Origin of the sequence: Streptomyces sp. NPDC006544 (assembly GCF_040611715.1) — a bacterium.
Lineage (GTDB): Bacteria > Actinomycetota > Actinomycetes > Streptomycetales > Streptomycetaceae > Streptomyces.
This window is the reverse complement of record NZ_JBEXOV010000082.1, coordinates 16,254-33,344: the sequence shown is the minus strand read 5'-3', so window position 1 is coordinate 33,344 and position 17,091 is coordinate 16,254. Positions and strand designations below refer to the sequence as shown.

Here is a 17,091-nt window from a genome sequence, read left to right as displayed (position 1 = left end):
CGGGCGGGGGCCCCCCGGGGGGGCGGGGGGGGGGGGGCGGGGGCCGGCCGGGCGGGCCCGGGCCGCCCCCCCCCCCCACGGCCGCGGACCGGGAACGCCCCGGTCCGCGGCCGTTCGTGCGCACCCCGGAATCAGGCCAGGCGGGCCCGGACGGTGGCCACCACGTCGGCCAGGGCCACCGGGGTCTGCTCCCCCGACTCCATGTCCTTCAGCTGGACGACGCCCTCTTCGAGGTCACGGTCGCCCGCGACCACCGCGAAGCGCGCACCGCTGCGGTTCGCGTCCTTCATCGCACCCTTGAGGCCCTTGCCGCCGTAGCTGATGTCCGCGGCCACACCGGCCCGCCGGAGCTCGGTCACCAGGCCGAACAGCGCCGGCTTCGCCCCGCCCAGGGCCACCGCGAAGACGGAGGTCGCCGGGGGGATCTCCAGCTCGATGCCCTCGGCCTCGAGCGCCAGCACCGTACGGTCCACGCCCAGCGCCCAGCCCACCGAAGGCAGCGCCGGCCCGCCGATCATCTCGGAGAGGCCGTCGTAGCGGCCGCCGCCGCCGACCGCCGACTGCGAGCCCAGACCGTCGTGCACGAACTCGAAGGTGGTGCGCGTGTAGTAGTCCAGCCCGCGCACCAGCTTCTCGTCGTCCTCGAAGACGACCCCGGCCGCCGTCACCAGCGCCCGCACCTCCTCGTGGTACGCCTTGCACGCGTCGCACAGGTAGTCCCGCAGGACCGGGGCGCCGACGAGCTGCTTCTGTACGTCGGGCCGCTTGTCGTCGAGGACGCGCAGCGGGTTGATCTCGGCCCGGCGCACCGTCTCCTCGTCCAGGTCGAGGCCGCCCAGGAACGCCTGGAGGGCCTCCCGGTACACCGGGCGGCACTCCTTGTCGCCCAGGGAGTTCAGCAGGATCCGGAAGTCGCGCAGGCCCAGCGAGCGGTACGCCTGGTCGGCCAGGATGATCAGCTCGGCGTCCAGCGCCGGGTCCTCGGCTCCGATGGCTTCGGCGCCGACCTGGGAGAAGTGGCGGTAGCGGCCCTTCTGCGCCCGCTCGTAGCGGTAGTAGGAGCCGGAGTACCAGAGCTTGACGGGCAGGCCGCCCAGCTTGTGCAGGTTGCCCTGGAGCGCCGCGCGCAGCACGGACGCGGTGCCCTCGGGACGCAGGGCGAGCTCGTCGCCGCCCTTGGTCGTGAGGGTGTACATCTCCTTGCTGACGATGTCGGTGGACTCGCCGACACCGCGCGAGAACAGCTTGACGTCCTCGAAGCCGGGGGTCTCGACGTACCCGTAGCCGGAGTTCTTCAGGGGCGCGGCGATCGCCTCGCGCACCGCCAGGTAGGTGGCGGAGCGGGGCGGCAGCAGGTCGTACGTGCCCTTGGGGGCCTGAAAAGTACTCACGAAACTCTCGTCACATTCCTCGTCGTGGAGACGTGAAGCCGTCTCCCAGGCCGGCGGCCACCTGCCGCAGGTACGGGTTGGTGGCGCGCTCACGGCCAATGGTCGTGTGCTCGTTGTGACCGGGCAGCACCACGGTCGAGTCGTCGAGCGGCAGGCACACACGGGCCAGCGACTCGAGCATCTCGGCGTGGCTGCCGCCGGGGAAGTCGGTACGGCCGATGGAGCCGGCGAAGAGCAGGTCGCCCGAGAACAGGAGCGGCGGTACGTCCGCCGCCTCGGGCATCCCGAAGGTCACCGACCCCCTGGTATGGCCGGGCGCGTGCGACACGGTGAGCTCCATGCCCGCGAGGGCGAGCTTCGTGCCGTCGAGCAGCTCCTTGACGTCCGAGGGCTCGCCCACCGTGAGTTCGCCCATGAGCTGCGCGCCGAGGGAGCGGCCGAGGGCCTTCTCCGGGTCGCTCATCATGAAGCGGTCCTCGGGGTGGATCCAGGCGGGCACGTCGTGTGCTCCGCACACCGGGACCACCGAGGCCACATGATCGATGTGGCCGTGGGTGAGGACGACCGCGACGGGCTTGAGCCGATGCTTCTTCAGCGTCTCCTCGACACCCCGGGTGGCCTGGTGGCCCGGGTCGATGATGACGCACTCCTCGCCGGCGGCGGGGGCGACCACGTAGCAGTTGGTCCCCCAGGCCCCGGCCGGGAACCCGGCAATCAGCACGATCGTCCCTCACATCGTCGTCCAGCGGGAGCTTGCACGGCCGCCGCGAATCGGAATGCCGCTGCTCAGAGCCTACCGGCGCGGCTCATTACACAGCGAACCCATATACGGTACGGCCTATCCCAGCCCGGACAGTGGTATCAGACACGCACAAGGAGACGACCCGGTGGTCACGAGCGATCAGCGGCGGCGCCAGCTCGCCAGGGAGAAGTACGAACGCCAGCAGAAGCGGCGTGCGGAGGCACGGCAGAGGTCGCGCAGGCGCGCGGCCGTGATCGGCGCGGCCGTGGCCGTGGTGGTCGCGACGCTGGTCGGCCTGGTGGTCGGCGGCGTCTTCGACAAGGACAAGAAGGACGAGGCGGCCGACCCGGCCGCGAACCCCTCGGCCGCGCCCACGCCGCAGCAGTCCCCCTCCCCCGCGATGGCGATCGATGACAAGGCGAAGTACACCTTCGCCCTGAAGACGAGCGCGGGCGGCATCACGTTCGAGATGGACGCGGCGAAGACCCCGCAGACGGTCAACTCGTTCAAGTCGCTCGCCGACAAGAACTACTTCGACAACACCAAGTGCCACCGCCTGGTGACGGGCGGGATCTTCGTCCTGCAGTGCGGTGACCCCCAGGGCACCGGCTCGGGCGGCCCCGGCTACAACATCCCCGACGAGAACCTCGACGCGCTGGGCAAGGCGAACGAGCAGGGGCAGGTCGTCTACCCGGCCGGCACGGTGGCGATGGCGAACACGGGCCAGCCCGGCTCGGGCGGCAGCCAGTTCTTCCTGGTCTACAAGGACAGCCCGCTCGCCCCGACGTACACCCCCTTCGGCAAGATCGACGCGGCCGGTCTGAAGGTCCTCGAGGAAGTGGCCAAGGGCGGTACGGCCGACGGCGGCCAGGACGGCCCGCCGAAGACGCCGGTGACCATCGAGAAGGGCACCGTCACCAAGAACTGACCGGATCAGGCACCCCGGGCCCGGCCGGCGTCCCGCCCCGCACGTCGATATTCCGTCGTGCTGGATGCGGACAGCCGGCCCGGCGGTCGCCTATGTTGGCGTTGTGCAGGGCGGGCGCGGCCCGCCCCAGGAAACTGTGGACGATGCCCAGGGGGTGAACCCCTCGCAGGGCATCAGGTGGAGGAGGCGCTGTGAGCAGCGACCCGTGGGGCCGAGTGGACGAGACCGGCACCGTGTACGTGCGAACCGCCGACGGCGAGAAGGTCGTCGGCTCGTGGCAGGCGGGCACCCCGGAGGAGGCCCTGGCCTACTTCGAGCGCAAGTACGAGGGCCTGGTGGTCGAGATCGGCCTCCTCGAACGACGGGTGCGGACCACCGATCTGTCCTCCAAGGACGCCCAGACGGCCATCGGGCACCTGCGCACGCAGGTGGACGAGCACCACGCCGTCGGCGACCTCGACGCGTTGCGCGTCCGGCTGGACAAGCTGGTCTCGACGGTGGACTCGAGGCGCGAGGAGCGCAAGGTCCAGAAGGCCAAGCAGACGGACGAGGCCCGTGCGGCCAAGGACGCGCTGGTCGTCGAGGCCGAGCAGCTGGCGCAGAGCGACCAGTGGCGCAGCGCCGGCGAGCGGCTGCGGGCGCTGGTGGACATCTGGAAGGGTCTGCCCCGCCTGGACCGCAAGTCGGACGACGAGCTGTGGCACCGCTTCTCGCACGCCCGCTCCGCCTTCTCCAAGCGCCGCAAGGCGCACTTCGCCTCGCTCGACGCGCAGCGCGAGGACGCCCGCAAGGTGAAGGAGAAGCTGGTCGCGGAGGCGGAGGCGCTGTCGAAGTCGACCGACTGGGGTCCGACGGCGGCCCGCTACCGCGAGCTGATGGAGAACTGGAAGGCCGCGGGCCGCGCCCAGCGCGAGTCCGAGGACGACCTGTGGAACCGTTTCCGCGGTGCGCAGGACGTGTTCTTCGCGGCGCGCAGCGAGGTCTTCGCGGAGCGCGACGCCGAGCAGGTGGAGAACCTGAAGCTGAAGGAGGAGCTTGCCGACGAGGCCGAGAAGCTCGTCCCGATCACCGACCTGAAGACGGCCCGTGCGGCGTTCCGTTCGCTGAACGAGCGCTGGGAGGCCATCGGCCACGTACCCCGGGACGCGCGTCCCAAGGTGGAGGGCCGGATGCACGCCGTGGAGCGGGCCATCCAGGAGACCGAGGAAGGCGAGTGGCGCCGCACCAACCCGGAGGCGCGGGCCCGTGCGGCCGGTCTGACGGGTCAGCTGCAGGCGGCGGTCGACAAGCTGCGCGGTCAGATCGACGCGGCCCGCGCGTCGGGCAACAACGCGAAGGCCGACAAGCTGTCCCGGGAGCTGGAGGGCCGTCAGGCCCTGCTGGACCAGGCGCTGAAGGGCCTCGAGGAGTTCGGCGGCTGATCGCGGGCCGCCCGCCTCTGCACGAGGGCCCCCGGTACGAGATCTGTCTCGTACCGGGGGCCCTCGTGCGTCGCGGGGCCGCCCCGCGGGCGGCGGTTACGGCCGGCGGGCCGAGGTGACGCGGTAGACGTCGTAGACGCCCTCGACGCCCCGTACGGCCTTCAGGACGTGGCCCAGGTGCTTCGGGTCGCCCATCTCGAAGGTGAACCGGGAGGTGGCCACCCGGTCGCGGGAGGTCTGGACGGCCGCCGAGAGGATGTTGACGTGCTGGTCCGACAGGACGCGGGTGACGTCCGACAGGAGCCGGGACCGGTCCAGCGCCTCGACCTGTATGGCGACGAGGAAGACGGAGGACTGGGTGGGGGCCCACTCGACCTCCAGTATCCGCTCGGGCTGCTGGGAGAGGGAGTCCACGTTGACGCAGTCGGCGCGGTGGACCGACACGCCGCTGCCCCGCGTGACGAAGCCGATGATCGGGTCGCCCGGCACCGGGGTGCAGCAGCGGGCCAGCTTGACCCACACGTCGTCGACGCCCTTGACGACCACGCCGGGGTCGGCGTTGCCGCGCCGCTTGCGCCCGCGCGCCGGCGGGATGGTCTCCTCGAGGTCCTCGTTGGCGGCGTCCTCGCCGCCGAGCGCCTGCACCAGCTTCTGCACGACGCCCTGCGCGGCCACGTGGCCCTCGCCGATCGCCGCGTAGAGCGAGGAGATGTCGGGGTAGCGCATCTCGTGCGCGAGGGTGACGAGGGAGTCGCCGGTCAGGATGCGCTGGATCGGCAGGTTCTGCTTGCGCATGGCCCGCGCGATGGCGTCCTTGCCGTGCTCGATCGCCTCCTCGCGCCGCTCCTTGGAGAACCAGGCGCGGATCTTGTTGCGGGCCCGGGGCGACTTGACGAAGCCCAGCCAGTCGCGGGAGGGACCGGCGCCCTCGGCCTTGGAGGTGAAGACCTCGACCAGGTCGCCGTTGTCGAGGGTCGATTCGAGCGGTACGAGCCGCCCGTTGACCCGCGCTCCTATCGTGCGGTGGCCGACCTCGGTGTGGACGGCGTACGCGAAGTCGACGGGGGTGGCCCCGGCCGGCAGCGCTATGACGTCGCCCTTGGGCGTGAAGACGAAGACCTCGTTGCGCGAGAGGTCGAAGCGCAGGGAGTCGAGGAACTCGCTCGGGTCCTCGGTCTCCTTCTGCCAGTCCAGCAGCTGGCGCAGCCAGGCCATGTCGTTGACTGTGTCGTGGCCCGCGCTGCCCTTGGCGGCCTGCGGGACGTCGGTGCGGACCTTGGAGGCGCCGGCGACGGTCTGCTGCTTGTACTTCCAGTGCGCGGCGATGCCGTACTCCGCGCGGCGGTGCATGTCGAAGGTGCGGATCTGGAGCTCGACCGGCTTGCCGCTGGGCCCGATGACCGTCGTGTGGAGCGACTGGTACATGTTGAACTTGGGCATCGCGATGTAGTCCTTGAACCGGCCGGGGACCGGGTTCCATCGCGCGTGCACGGTGCCGAGGGCGGCGTAGCAGTCCCGGACGGTGTCCACCAGCACCCGGATGCCGACCAGGTCGTAGATCTCGGCGAAGTCGCGGCCCCGGACGATCATCTTCTGGTAGACGCTGTAGTAGTGCTTGGGCCGCCCGGTGACGGTGGCCTTGATGCGTGCGGCCCGCAGGTCGGCCTGCACCTCGTCGGTGACGACGGTGAGGTACTCGTCGCGCTTGGGCGCCCTTTCGGCGACCAGCCGCACGATCTCGTCGTACATCTTGGGGTAGAGGATCGCGAAGGCGAGGTCCTCGAGCTCCCACTTGATGGTGTTCATGCCCAGCCGGTGCGCCAGCGGGGCATAGATCTCGAGGGTCTCGCGGGCCTTCTTCTCCTGCTTCTCCCGCTTGAGGTAGCGCATGGTGCGCATGTTGTGCAGGCGGTCGGCGAGCTTGATGACCAGGACCCGGGGGTCCTTGGCCATGGCCACGACCATCTTGCGGACGGTCTCGGCCTGGGCCGCCTCGCCGAACTTGACCCGGTCGAGTTTGGTGACGCCGTCGACGAGCAGGGCGACCGCGTCGCCGAAGTCGCGCCGCAGGTCCTCCAGCCCGTACTCGGTGTCCTCGACGGTGTCGTGGAGCAGCCCCGCCATCAGGGTGGCCGGGTCCATGCCGAGCTCGGCCAGGATGGTCGTCACCGCGAGCGGGTGGGTGATGTACGGGTCGCCGCTCTTGCGCTTCTGGCCGCGGTGCCAGCGCTCGGCGACCTGGTAGGCCTGCTCGATCTGGCGCAGCGTCGACGTCTCGATCTTCGGGTCGTTGCTGCGGACTATGCGCAGGAGGGGTTCCAGGACCGGGTTGTACGGGTTGGACTTCTGGACGCCGAGGCGGGCCAGCCGTGCGCGTACCCGGTTGGAGGACCCGGCCGACTTCGCGGGCACGGGCTTGACCGGCGGCGCGGGGGCCGCCGGCGGCGTGGGAGCCGGCGGTGGCGTGGCGGGGCCCGCGGCGGCCGGCTCGGCCTGCGGGTCGGGCTGCGCGGCGGAGATTGGCTGGACCTCGTCTGGCAAGAGCGCTCCTCGGGGGGTCCCCCGGACGGAGTCTGGGGGAGGATCCGGTGCCCCGGTCAGGTCCGGACAACCCATGGTAGCGATGGTTCCCCCACCCCGTTCCCTCGAGCCCTCCGCCTGCGTCCGGGGTACGGGGTACGGGGTGCAGGGTGCGGGGCCGGCCCCGGCGGTGGCGGCGTACACGGAAGCGGCGGGCACCCGGGACGTCCCGGATGCCCGCCGCTTCGCACGAACGGGGTCAGACCACGATCAGCGCGTCCAGCGGAGCCCCCGCGAGGGGACCGGCCAGCCGGTCGCGGCCGGGCAGGAACGACAGTTCCATCAGCACCGCGACCCCGGCGACCTCCGCGCCCGCCCGCCGGATCAGCTCCAGCGAGGCCCCGGCGGTACCGCCGGTGGCGAGCACGTCGTCGATGACCATCACGCGGTCACCGGACTCCAGTGCCTCCGCGTGGATCTCGATCTGCGCGGACCCGTATTCCAGGTCGTAGGACTGCAGGAGCGTCGCTCCCGGCAGCTTTCCGGCCTTGCGCACCGGCACGAAGCCGATGCCCGCCTGCACGGCCACCGGAGCCGCGAGGATGAACCCCCGCGCTTCCAGTCCGACGATCTTCGTCGCCCCGTACGTCGCGGCCAGTTCCACCAGCGCGTCCGTCAGGGCGCCGAACGCCTTCGGGTCGGCCAGCAGCGGAGTGATGTCCTTGAACATCACTCCCGGCTGCGGGTAGTCCGCCACGTCCGTGATCCGGCCGAGCAGCAGGTCCCGTACCTCGGTGGGCAGCTCCACGGTCACCGGCGGCGTCCCGAGCGTCCCTGCGCCACGACCTGCGGGGCGTCGTCGTCGCCGTAGCCGTCCTCGGGCGACTCGCCCTTGGACGCCGCGGCCGCCCGCTTCGCGAGCACCCGCTTCTTCAGCGCCTTCATCGCCGGCTCGCGCTCCTTCAGGTCCACGACCAGCGGGGTCGCGATGAAGATCGACGAGTACGCACCGGCGGCGAGGCCGACGAACAGCGACAGCGAGATGTCGTTCAGCATGCCGGCGTCCAGGATGCCGCCGCCGATGAAGAGCAGCGCCCCGACGGGGAGCAGCGCGACGACGGTGGTGTTGATCGAGCGGACCAGGGTGCCGTTGATGCTGCGGTTGGCCACCTCGCTGAACGTCCAGCGGGTCTGCTTGGTGATGTCCTTCGAACCCTCCTTGAGACCGTCGAAGACGACGACGGTGTCGTAGAGGGAGTAACCGAGGATGGTCAGCAGACCGATGACCGTGCCCGGCGTGACCTCGAATCCGACCAGCGCGTACACGCCGACCGTGATGGTGAGGTCGTGGATCAGCGCGATCAGGGCCGCGATCGCCATCCGCCACTCGAAGGCGATGGCCAGGTAGATCACCACGAGGACCATGAAGACGCCGAGGCCGGTCCACGCCTTGTTGGCGATCTGCTCGCCCCAGCTGGGGCCGACCAGGTCGGCGTTGATCTGGGCGGCGTCGACCTTGAGGTCGGCCGCGAGCTTGGCCTTCACGTCGGCGGCGGCGGCGGTGTCCAGCTCCGAGATCTGGATGCGCAGGCCGCCGGTGCCGAGCTTCTGGACGATCGCGTCGTGGCCGGAGGCCTTCTCCGCGTCCTCGCGGGCCTGGCTCTCCGAGACGGACGTCTTCGGGGTGGTGAAGACGGCACCGCCCTTGAACTCGATGCCCATGTTGAGGCCCTGAACGGCCAGGGCCACGACCGCGGTGATGGTGATCAGGATGGAAACGCCGTACCAGACGAAGCGCTTGCCGACGAAGTCGTAGCCGACCTCACCTCGGTACAGCTTGGCGCCGAGATCTCCGAGCTTCGACATCTCTCACGCCTCCTTTGCGTCGACGGGGGCTTCGGTGGTCGCGGCGGCCGCGCCGGAACCGGTGCGACGCGAGCGTCGCAGCGGCGGCTTGGCGCCCAGCCGCTTCGGGTCCAGTCCGGACCACGGGTGACCGCTGGCGAAGAAGCGCGTACGGGCCAGCAGCGTCATGACGGGCTTGGTGAAGAGGAACACCACGACCACGTCGAGCAGGGTCGTCAGACCCAGGGTGAAGGCGAAGCCCTGCACCTTGCCGACGGTGACGATGAACAGCACCGCGGCGGCCAGGAACGACACGAAGTCGGACACCAGGATGGTGCGCCGGGCGCGCGGCCAGGCGCGCTCGACGGCCGGACGCAGGGTGCGGCCCTCGCGGATCTCGTCCCGGATGCGTTCGAAGTACACGATGAACGAGTCCGCGGTGATGCCGATCGCGACGATCGCACCGCAGACGGCGGGCAGGTTCAGCGCGAAGCCGATGCCCTTTCCGAGCAGCGCCATGATCGTGTACGTCAGGATGCCGGAGACGATGAGGCTGATGATGGCGACGAACGCCAGGCCCCGGTAGTACGCCAGCAGGTAGATCACGACGAGGGCGAGGCCGATGGCGCCGGCGATGAGGCCGGCCTTCAGCTGCTCGCCACCGAGCGCGGCGGTGACGGTGGTGACGCTGTCCTCCTGGAAGGACAGCGGCAGGGCGCCGTACGAGAGCATGTTGCCCAGGTCCATCGCGGACTGCTGGGTGAAGCCGCCGGAGATCTCGGCGTTGCCGCCGGTCAGCGCCTGGCTGACGGACGGGTCGGAGATGACCTCGCCGTCGAGGACGATCGCGAACTGGTTCTGCGGGCTCTGCTTGGCGGCGAGCTCACCGGTGATCTTGGCGAACTTGTCGGCGCCCTTGTCGGTGAACTGCATCGTGACGATCCACATGCCGCGCTGCGGGTCGATGACGCCCTTGGCGTCCTTCACGTCCTGGCCGTTGACCTGAGCCGGGCCGAGCACCCACTTGCCCCAGGCCTCGCCGCGCTTGCCACAGGCGAGCGTCGGGTCCTCGGGCTTGACGTTCTTGCTGACGGCGGCACGCTGTGCCTCGTTGCTGCAGTCCAGCGCGGCGAACTTCGCCTGCAGGTCGGCCGCGGCGGCCTGGTCGGCGGTCGGCGCGGACGGCGACGCGGACGGGGCGGCCTTGTCGTCTGCCTTCTTCGACTCGCTCGCCGAGGGCGAGGGAGAGGGGGCGCTCGGGGCCTTGAGGGCCTCGCTGAGCGCACGGCCCTGGGAAGTGGCGCTGGACGACGGGGTGGGCGCACCGGCGGACGGAGATCCGGAACCGCTCGCCGAGGGGCTCGGCGAGCCGCTCGCGTTGGCTTCGGGGGTGACCGGGGCGCCGTCAGCCATCGCGAGCACGGGGCGGAAGAAGAGCTGGGCGGTGGTACCGACCTGCTCGCGCGCCTGCTGCTCGTTCGTCCCCTTGGGGATGTTCACGATGATGTGGTCTTTGCCCTGCGTCTGGACCTCGGCCTCCGAGACGCCGAGACCGTTGACGCGGCGTTCGATGATGCCGACCGCCGTGTTCATGTTGGTCTCGTTGATCGCGTCCGGCTTGCCGGGCTCGCTCTTGGCCTTGAGCGTGATGCTCGTACCGCCGGCGAGGTCGATGCCGAGTCGCGGAGTCGTCTGACCAGTGAGGAACATCCCCGCGGTGAGCGCCACCATCGCGATCAGGATGAAGGCCAGGGCGCGCCCCGGCCTCCCCTGAGCCCCCGTGGGCCGCCGGCCCTTCTTCGGTGCTGCCACCTTGTCGTATCTCCCTGTCCAACCGTCTCGCGCCGGGTCAGCGCGTGGACGGCCACGAAATGTGTGTGGGGACCCCTGCCCCCCGCAGAAGGGTCGCTGGCGGGGACCGCGTGGGCTGCCGGTCCGGCGCCCCTCTCGATCCCCGGCGCGGTACTACTTGGCGCCGGTGTCGCCGTCGGCCTTGCCGTCCTTGGGCTCGTCGCCCTTGGGCTCGTCCGCCGCGGGCTCGTCGGCCTTGGGCTCGTCCTTCTTGCCGAGGTCGAGCTTGGGGGCGTCGTCCTCGGTCAGGGAGGACGCGTCGTCCGGGACGACCGGCGTGTCGATGGTCAGATCATCGGTCGTTCCGTGGACGATGCGGTTGTACTCCGCGTCGTCCAGGACCGCGCCGATGGCGTTCTTGGCGTAGACGGCGTGGACGCCGGGGGCCACCTCGAGGGTGACGGTGTCCTCGCCGATCTCCTTGACCGTGGCGTACATGCCGCCGATGGTGCGGACCCCGGAGCCCGTCGCCATCTGGTCACGCATCTGCACGGCCTGCTGCTGCCTCTTCTTCTGGCTGCGGGTGAGCAGGAACATGGCGCCGACGGCCAGGACGATGGGGAGGAGGAATGAGATATTCACGGGACGCAGGTCCTTCGCATCGACCGCGCGAGCGCACGGCCTTTTCTACGGGGGGTGGGTACGCCGACCGTAAGGGTCGGCATCGGCGGAGTCTAGGCGGTTCCGCACCGATGGAACAACGCCCAGCATGTCACCGCAGTTCCTGGCGAGGCGAACGTCCGCGCCGTCAGGTCCCGAACAGGCCCTGTTGTCCGCTTGATCCGCTCCCGCCGTGCTGCGGGGGAACAAGCCCCAGGTGAGCCCATGCGGCCGGGGTCGCCACCCGCCCCCGGGGGGTCCTGGCGAGAAGTCCTTCCCGCACGAGGAACGGCTCGGCCACCTCTTCCACGGTCTCCCGCTCCTCGCCGACGGCGACCGCGAGGGTCGACAGTCCCACGGGTCCCCCGCCGAAGAGCTTGAGCAGCGCCTCCAGGACGGCCCGGTCCAGCCGGTCGAGGCCGCGCTCGTCCACCTCGTAGACCTTCAGGGCGGTTCCGGCGACTTCGCGGTTGATCACACCGTCGGCCCTGACCTGCGCATAGTCCCGGACGCGGCGCAGCAGCCGGTTGGCGATGCGCGGGGTGCCGCGGGAGCGGCCGGCGATCTCGGCGGCGCCGGCCGTGTCGATCTCCACGTCGAGGAGGCGGGCGGAGCGGTGGATGACCCGCTCCAGCTCCTCGGGGGCGTAGAACTCCATGTGGCCGGTGAAACCGAAGCGGTCGCGCAGCGGGGGCGGCAGCAGTCCGGCCCGGGTGGTGGCCCCCACCAGAGTGAACGGGGGCAGCTCCAGCGGGATGGCGGTCGCCCCAGGGCCCTTGCCGACGATCACGTCGACCCGGAAGTCCTCCATGGCCATGTACAGCATCTCCTCGGCGGGCCGGGACATGCGGTGGATCTCGTCGAGGAAGAGCACCTCGCCCTCCTGGAGGGAGGAGAGGATGGCCGCGAGGTCGCCGGCGTGCTGGATGGCGGGGCCGGAGGTGATCCGGATGGGAGCCCCCATCTCGGCTGCGATGATCATGGACAGGGTGGTCTTCCCCAGTCCCGGGGCGCCCGACAGCAGGACGTGATCGGCGGTGGCGCCACGCTGGCGGGCCGCCTTCAGGACGAGATCCAGCTGCTGGCGGACCTTCTCCTGGCCGACGAACTCACCGAGGTCCTTGGGCCGCAGGGCCGCCTCGACGGCGGTGTCCTCGCCGTCCGCGGCGGCCGCGACGATCCGGTCGTCGCTCTCGTCATCCCAGTTCACGGTGTCAGTCTGCCTTCTCGATCGTGCGGTGGTGTGCGTGCGGGCCGACTGCCGGGGTGCGGGCCCGCCCGGGGTGTGGCGCCGGCCCCGGCGACGACGCCCCGCGGGAGGTCGGCGGGCGCCGCCCAGGGGGCCGGCGGGCGCCCCGCACGGGTCGGCGGGCCCGGTTCAGCGGGCACGGGTCAGCGGGCCCGGGTCGGCGGGCACGGTTCAGCGGGCACGGTTCAGCGACTGGAGGGCCGCGCGCAGGAGCTGCGGCACGGGTGCGGAGCCACCCGCGGCAATGGCCGCCTCGGCCTGCGGGGTCACCGCGGAGACCGCTTCGTCCGCGTCCCTGGAGGCGTAGCCCAGTCCGATCAGCGCCGCGGACAGCTGCTCCGACCAGGGCGCCGGACCGGAGGCCGCGGCGCGCTGCGCTCCCACCATCCCGCTCGAGCCCAGGGGCGCGCCCAGCTTGTCCTTCAGGTCGAGCAGCAGTTTCTGCGCGCCCTTCTTCCCGATGCCGGAGACGGCCATCAGCGCCTTCTCGTCCCCCACGGACACGGCGACGCGCAGCGCGTCCGGGCTGTGCACCGCCAGCATGGCCTGCGCGAGCTTCGGCCCGACCCCGCTCGCGGTCTGCAGCAGCTCGAAGACCTGCCGCTCGTCGTCGTCGGCGAAGCCGTACAGCGTCAGCGAGTCCTCCCGCACGACCAGGGAGGTGGCCAGCCTGGCCGGCTCGCCGGTCCGTAGACCGGCGAGGGTGTTCGGGGAGCAGTGGACGGCCATGCCCACTCCCCCGACCTCGATCACGGCCAGGCCGGGGGCGAGCGCGGCGACCGGGCCGCTGACGAAGGCGATCATGAGGTGCGGCCTTTCAGGGCGGTGGCGTGCTGCGCCACGGCCTGCTGGAGACGGTTCTGGGCGGGGGCGCGCCAGATGTGGCAGATGGCGAGGGCGAGGGCGTCCGCGGCGTCAGCGGGCCTGGGCGGGGCGGACAGCCGCAGCAGCCTGGTCACCATGGCCCCGACCTGCGCCTTGTCGGCGCGGCCGCTGCCGGTGACGGCGGCCTTGACCTCGCTCGGGGTGTGCAGGGCGACCGGTATGCCGCGCCGGGCCGCGCACAGCATGGCGACGGCACTGGCCTGGGCGGTGCCCATCACCGTGCTGACGTTGTGCTGGCTGAACACCCGTTCCACGGCGACGACTTGGGGCCGGTGCTCGTCCAGCCACATCTCGATGCCCCGCTCGATCGCGACGAGCCGGTGGCCCAACTCCGCGTCCGCGGGCGTCCGTACGACCCCGACGCCCAGCATCGTCAGGGGGCGGCCGGCCACCCCCTCGACCACGCCGACACCGCATCGGGTCAGCCCCGGGTCAACGCCGAGTACGCGCACCCCGCCCCCTTCTTCGCTCTCCTGTACGTGCAGCTTCGCAGGTTATCGGGTGGCACTGACAAAGCAGCGGGCCGACGGGGTGTGTCCCCGTCGGCCCGCTGCCCGACGCCGTGCGCGGTTCACGCCTCGGTCAGGCGTCGACCTTCTCCATGACCTCGTCCGAGACGTCGAAGTTGGCGAAGACGTTCTGCACGTCGTCGCTGTCCTCCAGCGCGTCGATCAGCTTGAAGATCTTGCGCGCGCCCTCCTCGTCCAGCTCGACCTGCATGGTCGGCAGGAAGTTGGAGTCGGCCGAGTCGTAGTCGATGCCCGCCTGCTGGAGCGCGGTGCGGACCGCGACCATGTCGGTGGCCTCGCTGATGATCTCGAAGCTCTCACCGAGGTCGTTGACCTCTTCGGCACCCGCCTCGAGCACCGTCTCCAGGACGTCGTCCTCGGAAAGCGCGCCCTTGGGCAGGAGGACGACACCCTTGCGGTTGAACAGGTACGAGACCGAACCCGGGTCGGCCATCGAGCCGCCGTTGCGGGTCATGGCGACACGCACGTCGGACGCGGCACGGTTGCGGTTGTCGGTGAGGCACTCGATGAGCACCGCGACGCCGTTCGGGCCGTAGCCTTCGTACATGATCGTCTCGTAGTCCGCGCCGCCGGCCTCGAGGCCGCCGCCGCGCTTGACCGCGGAGTCGATGTTCTTGTTCGGGACCGAGCTCTTCTTGGCCTTCTGGATGGCGTCGAAGAGGGTCGGGTTGCCATCGATGTCGGCGCCGCCCATACGGGCCGCGACCTCGATGTTCTTGATCAGCTTCGCGAAGAGCTTGCCGCGCTTGGCGTCAACCACGGCCTTCTTGTGCTTCGTCGTAGCCCATTTAGAGTGGCCGGACATCTGCCTGTCTCCTTCGCGTCACCAACAGTGTTCGCCTCAGATCCTACCGGGACGCCGTTACAGCCCCGCGCGCACCATGTCGACGAAGTACGCGTGCACGCGGTCGTCGCCCGTGAGCTCGGGGTGGAAGGAGGTGGCGAGGACGTTTCCCTGGCGCACGGCGACGGTGTGTCCGTCGTACGTGGCGAGCACCTCGGCGGCGGCGCCGACGGATTCCACCCAGGGAGCGCGGATGAAGACGCCCTCGACGGGGCCGCCCCCTATGCCCGCGAAATCGACCTGCGCCTCGAAGGACTCGTTCTGGCGCCCGAAGGCGTTGCGGCGCACGATCATGTCGATGCCGCCCAGGGTCTCCTGGTCCTCGCGTCCGTCCAGGAGCTTGTCCGCGAGCATGATCATGCCGGCGCAGGTGCCGTAGACCGGCATCCCGGCCCGCACGCGCTCGCGCAGCGGCTCCAGCATGCCGAAGAGGACGGCCAGCTTCGACATGGTCGTGGACTCGCCGCCGGGGATCACCAGCGCGTCGACCTCGGCGAGCTCCTCGGGGCGCCGGACCGGCCTGGCCACGGCGTCAGCCGAGGCCAGGGCGATCAGGTGCTCCCGTACATCGCCCTGGAGGGCCAGGACACCGATAACGGGGGTGGTCATGAGTGACTACCAGCCGCGGTTGGCGTAGCGCTCGGACTCGGGGAGGGTGTCGCAGTTGATGCCGACCATGGCCTCGCCCAGGTTGCGGGAGGCGTCCGCGATGATCTTCGGGTCGTCGTAGAAGGTGGTGGCCTTCACGATGGCGGCGGCGCGCTTGGCCGGGTCGCCCGACTTGAAGATGCCGGAGCCGACGAAGACGCCCTCGGCACCGAGCTGGCGCATCAGCGCGGCGTCGGCGGGGGTGGCGACGCCACCGGCGGAGAACAGCACGACCGGGAGCTTGCCGAGCTCGGCGACCTCCTTGACCAGCTCGTACGGGGCGCGCAGGTCCTTGGCGGCGGCGAACAGCTCGTTGTTGTCGTAGCCGCGCAGGCGGGCGATCTCGTTCTTGATCTGACGCAGGTGGCGGACCGCCTCGACGACGTTGCCGGTGCCGGCCTCGCCCTTCGAGCGGATCATGGCCGCGCCTTCGGCGATGCGGCGCAGGGCCTCGCCCAGGTTGGTGGCACCGCAGACGAAGGGGGTGGTGAACGCCCACTTGTCGGAGTGGTTGACCTCGTCGGCCGGGGTCAGGACCTCGGACTCGTCGATGTAGTCGACGCCGAGGGACTGGAGGACCTGGGCCTCGACGAAGTGGCCGATGCGGGACTTCGCCATGACGGGGATGGAGACGGCCTCGATGATCTCTTCGATCATGTTGGGGTCGGACATCCGGGCGACGCCGCCGTCCTTGCGGATGTCGGCGGGGACCCGCTCCAGGGCCATGACGGCCACGGCGCCGGCGTCTTCGGCGATCTTCGCCTGCTCGGCGTTGACCACGTCCATGATCACGCCGCCCTTGAGCTGCTCGGCCATGCCGCGCTTCACGCGGGAGGTGCCGATCGCCGAGTCAGCGGACTGCGGGGTGGGGGAAAGCGTGCTCACGGATTGACCTCACTCGAAAGGAAGATTCAGGTGGAACGGTGTTGCTGGTCCTGCTACTCGACCGAGGAAACCCTCTGGACCAGTCCACTGCAAGGGCCAATGTGCAGCCGGTGGCTCCTCGCGATTTGGCCATTGGGTACAAGTCGCACCCTCAGGGCCGTTCCGCGAGATCCGCCGGAGGCTCGTCGTCCATCTCGAAGGCCAGCGGGAAGGGCGCGTGGCCCGCCAGCCGGAACCAGCGGACCTTGCGGTGCCGGCGAAGGGCGCGGGCCGCGCGCACGGCGTCGTTGTGGAACCGGCGCGCCATGGGCACCCGGCGCACCGCCGCCGCGAGCTCCTCGGTCGCCTCCGCCCCGCCCGGGGCGGCCTTCAGCACCTCGACCGCTCCGGAGTCCGCGAACACCGCCCGCAGCGCCTGGCTCAGCTCGCTCTCGGCGACCTCGCGGTGCTCCTCCTCGGCCTGCCGGGCGGCGTGCGCGGCCTCGTACAGGACGATGGCGGACGCGGGGTCCAGCACCCCCGAGGTGGCGACCTCGACCACCACGGAGGCGCGACGGACGAGCTGGGCGTCGAGTGCGGCGCGGGCGGCGTCCATCCGCGAGTGCAGCCGGTCGAGCCGCCCGGCGGTCCAGCTGAGGTAGACCCCGATGACGCCGAGCGCCAGGGCAATCCAGACAAGGGTTTCGATCACGGGCGGCGACTCTACCTTTCACCGGGTCTTCCGCCGGGTGCCGCCCGGGGTGGCCCTGCGG

General features: G+C 70.8%; 16 protein-coding genes. 2 read left to right on the top strand and 14 right to left on the bottom strand.

Annotated features, from left to right (window positions below):
* Nucleotides 1-131: 131 nt before the first annotated feature.
* Nucleotides 132-1,391, bottom strand: coding sequence for a histidine--tRNA ligase (gene hisS / locus ABZY44_RS29140; protein ID WP_356658937.1), 1,260 nt, complete (start codon nt 1,389-1,391; stop codon nt 132-134).
* 10 nt (nt 1,392-1,401) lie between these two features.
* Nucleotides 1,402-2,112 carry an MBL fold metallo-hydrolase gene (locus ABZY44_RS29135; RefSeq protein ID WP_356658935.1) on the bottom strand — a complete coding sequence of 237 codons (711 nt, stop codon included), beginning with the start codon at nt 2,110-2,112 and terminating at the stop codon, nt 1,402-1,404.
* Between the two features lie 166 nt (nt 2,113-2,278).
* On the opposite strand from ABZY44_RS29135, the gene ABZY44_RS29130 reads away from it, so the two are divergent.
* On the top strand, nt 2,279-3,061 hold the full coding sequence (locus ABZY44_RS29130) for a peptidylprolyl isomerase (protein ID WP_356658933.1): 783 nt from the start codon (nt 2,279-2,281) through the stop codon (nt 3,059-3,061).
* A 191-nt stretch (nt 3,062-3,252) separates the two neighbouring features.
* Nucleotides 3,253-4,482 (top strand): DUF349 domain-containing protein, encoded by a 1,230-nt coding sequence (locus ABZY44_RS29125; RefSeq protein ID WP_356658931.1) that lies wholly within the window; start codon nt 3,253-3,255, stop codon nt 4,480-4,482.
* 96 nt (nt 4,483-4,578) lie between these two features.
* Here the strand turns inward: ABZY44_RS29125 and ABZY44_RS29120 are convergent, their stop codons facing one another.
* The 12 genes from ABZY44_RS29120 to ABZY44_RS29065 all read right to left on the bottom strand — a co-directional run bounded on the left by ABZY44_RS29120 (nt 4,579) and on the right by ABZY44_RS29065 (nt 17,030).
* Nucleotides 4,579-7,023 (bottom strand): bifunctional (p)ppGpp synthetase/guanosine-3',5'-bis(diphosphate) 3'-pyrophosphohydrolase, encoded by a 2,445-nt coding sequence (locus tag ABZY44_RS29120; RefSeq protein WP_356658929.1) that lies wholly within the window; start codon nt 7,021-7,023, stop codon nt 4,579-4,581.
* Between the two features lie 238 nt (nt 7,024-7,261).
* On the bottom strand, nt 7,262-7,816 hold the full coding sequence (locus ABZY44_RS29115; protein ID WP_356658927.1) for an adenine phosphoribosyltransferase: 555 nt from the start codon (nt 7,814-7,816) through the stop codon (nt 7,262-7,264).
* The gene (gene secF, locus ABZY44_RS29110) at nt 7,813-8,868 is read right to left on the bottom strand and encodes a protein translocase subunit SecF (protein ID WP_356658925.1); all 1,056 of its coding nucleotides are present in this window, start codon (nt 8,866-8,868) and stop codon (nt 7,813-7,815) included. The genes ABZY44_RS29115 and secF overlap by 4 nt, the downstream gene beginning before the upstream one ends.
* A 3-nt stretch (nt 8,869-8,871) precedes the next feature.
* Nucleotides 8,872-10,659 carry a protein translocase subunit SecD gene (secD, locus tag ABZY44_RS29105; protein ID WP_356658923.1) on the bottom strand — a complete coding sequence of 596 codons (1,788 nt, stop codon included), beginning with the start codon at nt 10,657-10,659 and terminating at the stop codon, nt 8,872-8,874.
* A gap of 153 nt (nt 10,660-10,812) precedes the next feature.
* Entirely contained in the window at nt 10,813-11,280 is a 468-nt protein-coding gene (gene yajC / locus ABZY44_RS29100; RefSeq protein ID WP_356658921.1) for a preprotein translocase subunit YajC, read from the bottom strand.
* Nucleotides 11,281-11,446: 166 nt separating this feature from the next.
* The gene (ruvB, locus tag ABZY44_RS29095) at nt 11,447-12,508 is read right to left on the bottom strand and encodes a Holliday junction branch migration DNA helicase RuvB (RefSeq protein ID WP_356658919.1); all 1,062 of its coding nucleotides are present in this window, start codon (nt 12,506-12,508) and stop codon (nt 11,447-11,449) included.
* 210 nt (nt 12,509-12,718) lie between these two features.
* A complete protein-coding gene (gene ruvA, locus ABZY44_RS29090; protein WP_356658917.1) occupies nt 12,719-13,351 on the bottom strand; it encodes a Holliday junction branch migration protein RuvA in 633 nt (210 codons plus the stop codon).
* Nucleotides 13,348-13,884 (bottom strand): crossover junction endodeoxyribonuclease RuvC, encoded by a 537-nt coding sequence (gene ruvC / locus ABZY44_RS29085; RefSeq protein WP_356658915.1) that lies wholly within the window; start codon nt 13,882-13,884, stop codon nt 13,348-13,350. The genes ruvA and ruvC overlap by 4 nt, the downstream gene beginning before the upstream one ends.
* Nucleotides 13,885-14,014: 130 nt before the next feature.
* A complete protein-coding gene (locus ABZY44_RS29080; RefSeq protein ID WP_356658913.1) occupies nt 14,015-14,767 on the bottom strand; it encodes a YebC/PmpR family DNA-binding transcriptional regulator in 753 nt (250 codons plus the stop codon).
* A gap of 57 nt (nt 14,768-14,824) precedes the next feature.
* On the bottom strand, nt 14,825-15,415 hold the full coding sequence (gene pdxT, locus ABZY44_RS29075) for a pyridoxal 5'-phosphate synthase glutaminase subunit PdxT (RefSeq protein WP_356658911.1): 591 nt from the start codon (nt 15,413-15,415) through the stop codon (nt 14,825-14,827).
* Between the two features lie 6 nt (nt 15,416-15,421).
* Nucleotides 15,422-16,339, bottom strand: a complete 918-nt coding sequence (gene pdxS / locus ABZY44_RS29070; protein ID WP_356658909.1) for a pyridoxal 5'-phosphate synthase lyase subunit PdxS — start codon at nt 16,337-16,339, stop codon at nt 15,422-15,424.
* A gap of 151 nt (nt 16,340-16,490) precedes the next feature.
* The gene (locus tag ABZY44_RS29065; RefSeq protein WP_356658908.1) at nt 16,491-17,030 is read right to left on the bottom strand and encodes a hypothetical protein; all 540 of its coding nucleotides are present in this window, start codon (nt 17,028-17,030) and stop codon (nt 16,491-16,493) included.
* Nucleotides 17,031-17,091 lie beyond the last annotated feature (61 nt).

Coding starts and splice junctions, on each gene's coding strand:
- pdxT (WP_356658911.1), bottom strand. CDS start 15,415: ATGACCACCCCCGTTATCGGTGTCCTGGCCCTCCAGGGCGATGTACGG.
- secF (WP_356658925.1), bottom strand. CDS start 8,868: ATGTCGAAGCTCGGAGATCTCGGCGCCAAGCTGTACCGAGGTGAGGTC.
- ruvA (WP_356658917.1), bottom strand. CDS start 13,351: ATGATCGCCTTCGTCAGCGGCCCGGTCGCCGCGCTCGCCCCCGGCCTG.
- ABZY44_RS29080 (WP_356658913.1), bottom strand. CDS start 14,767: ATGTCCGGCCACTCTAAATGGGCTACGACGAAGCACAAGAAGGCCGTG.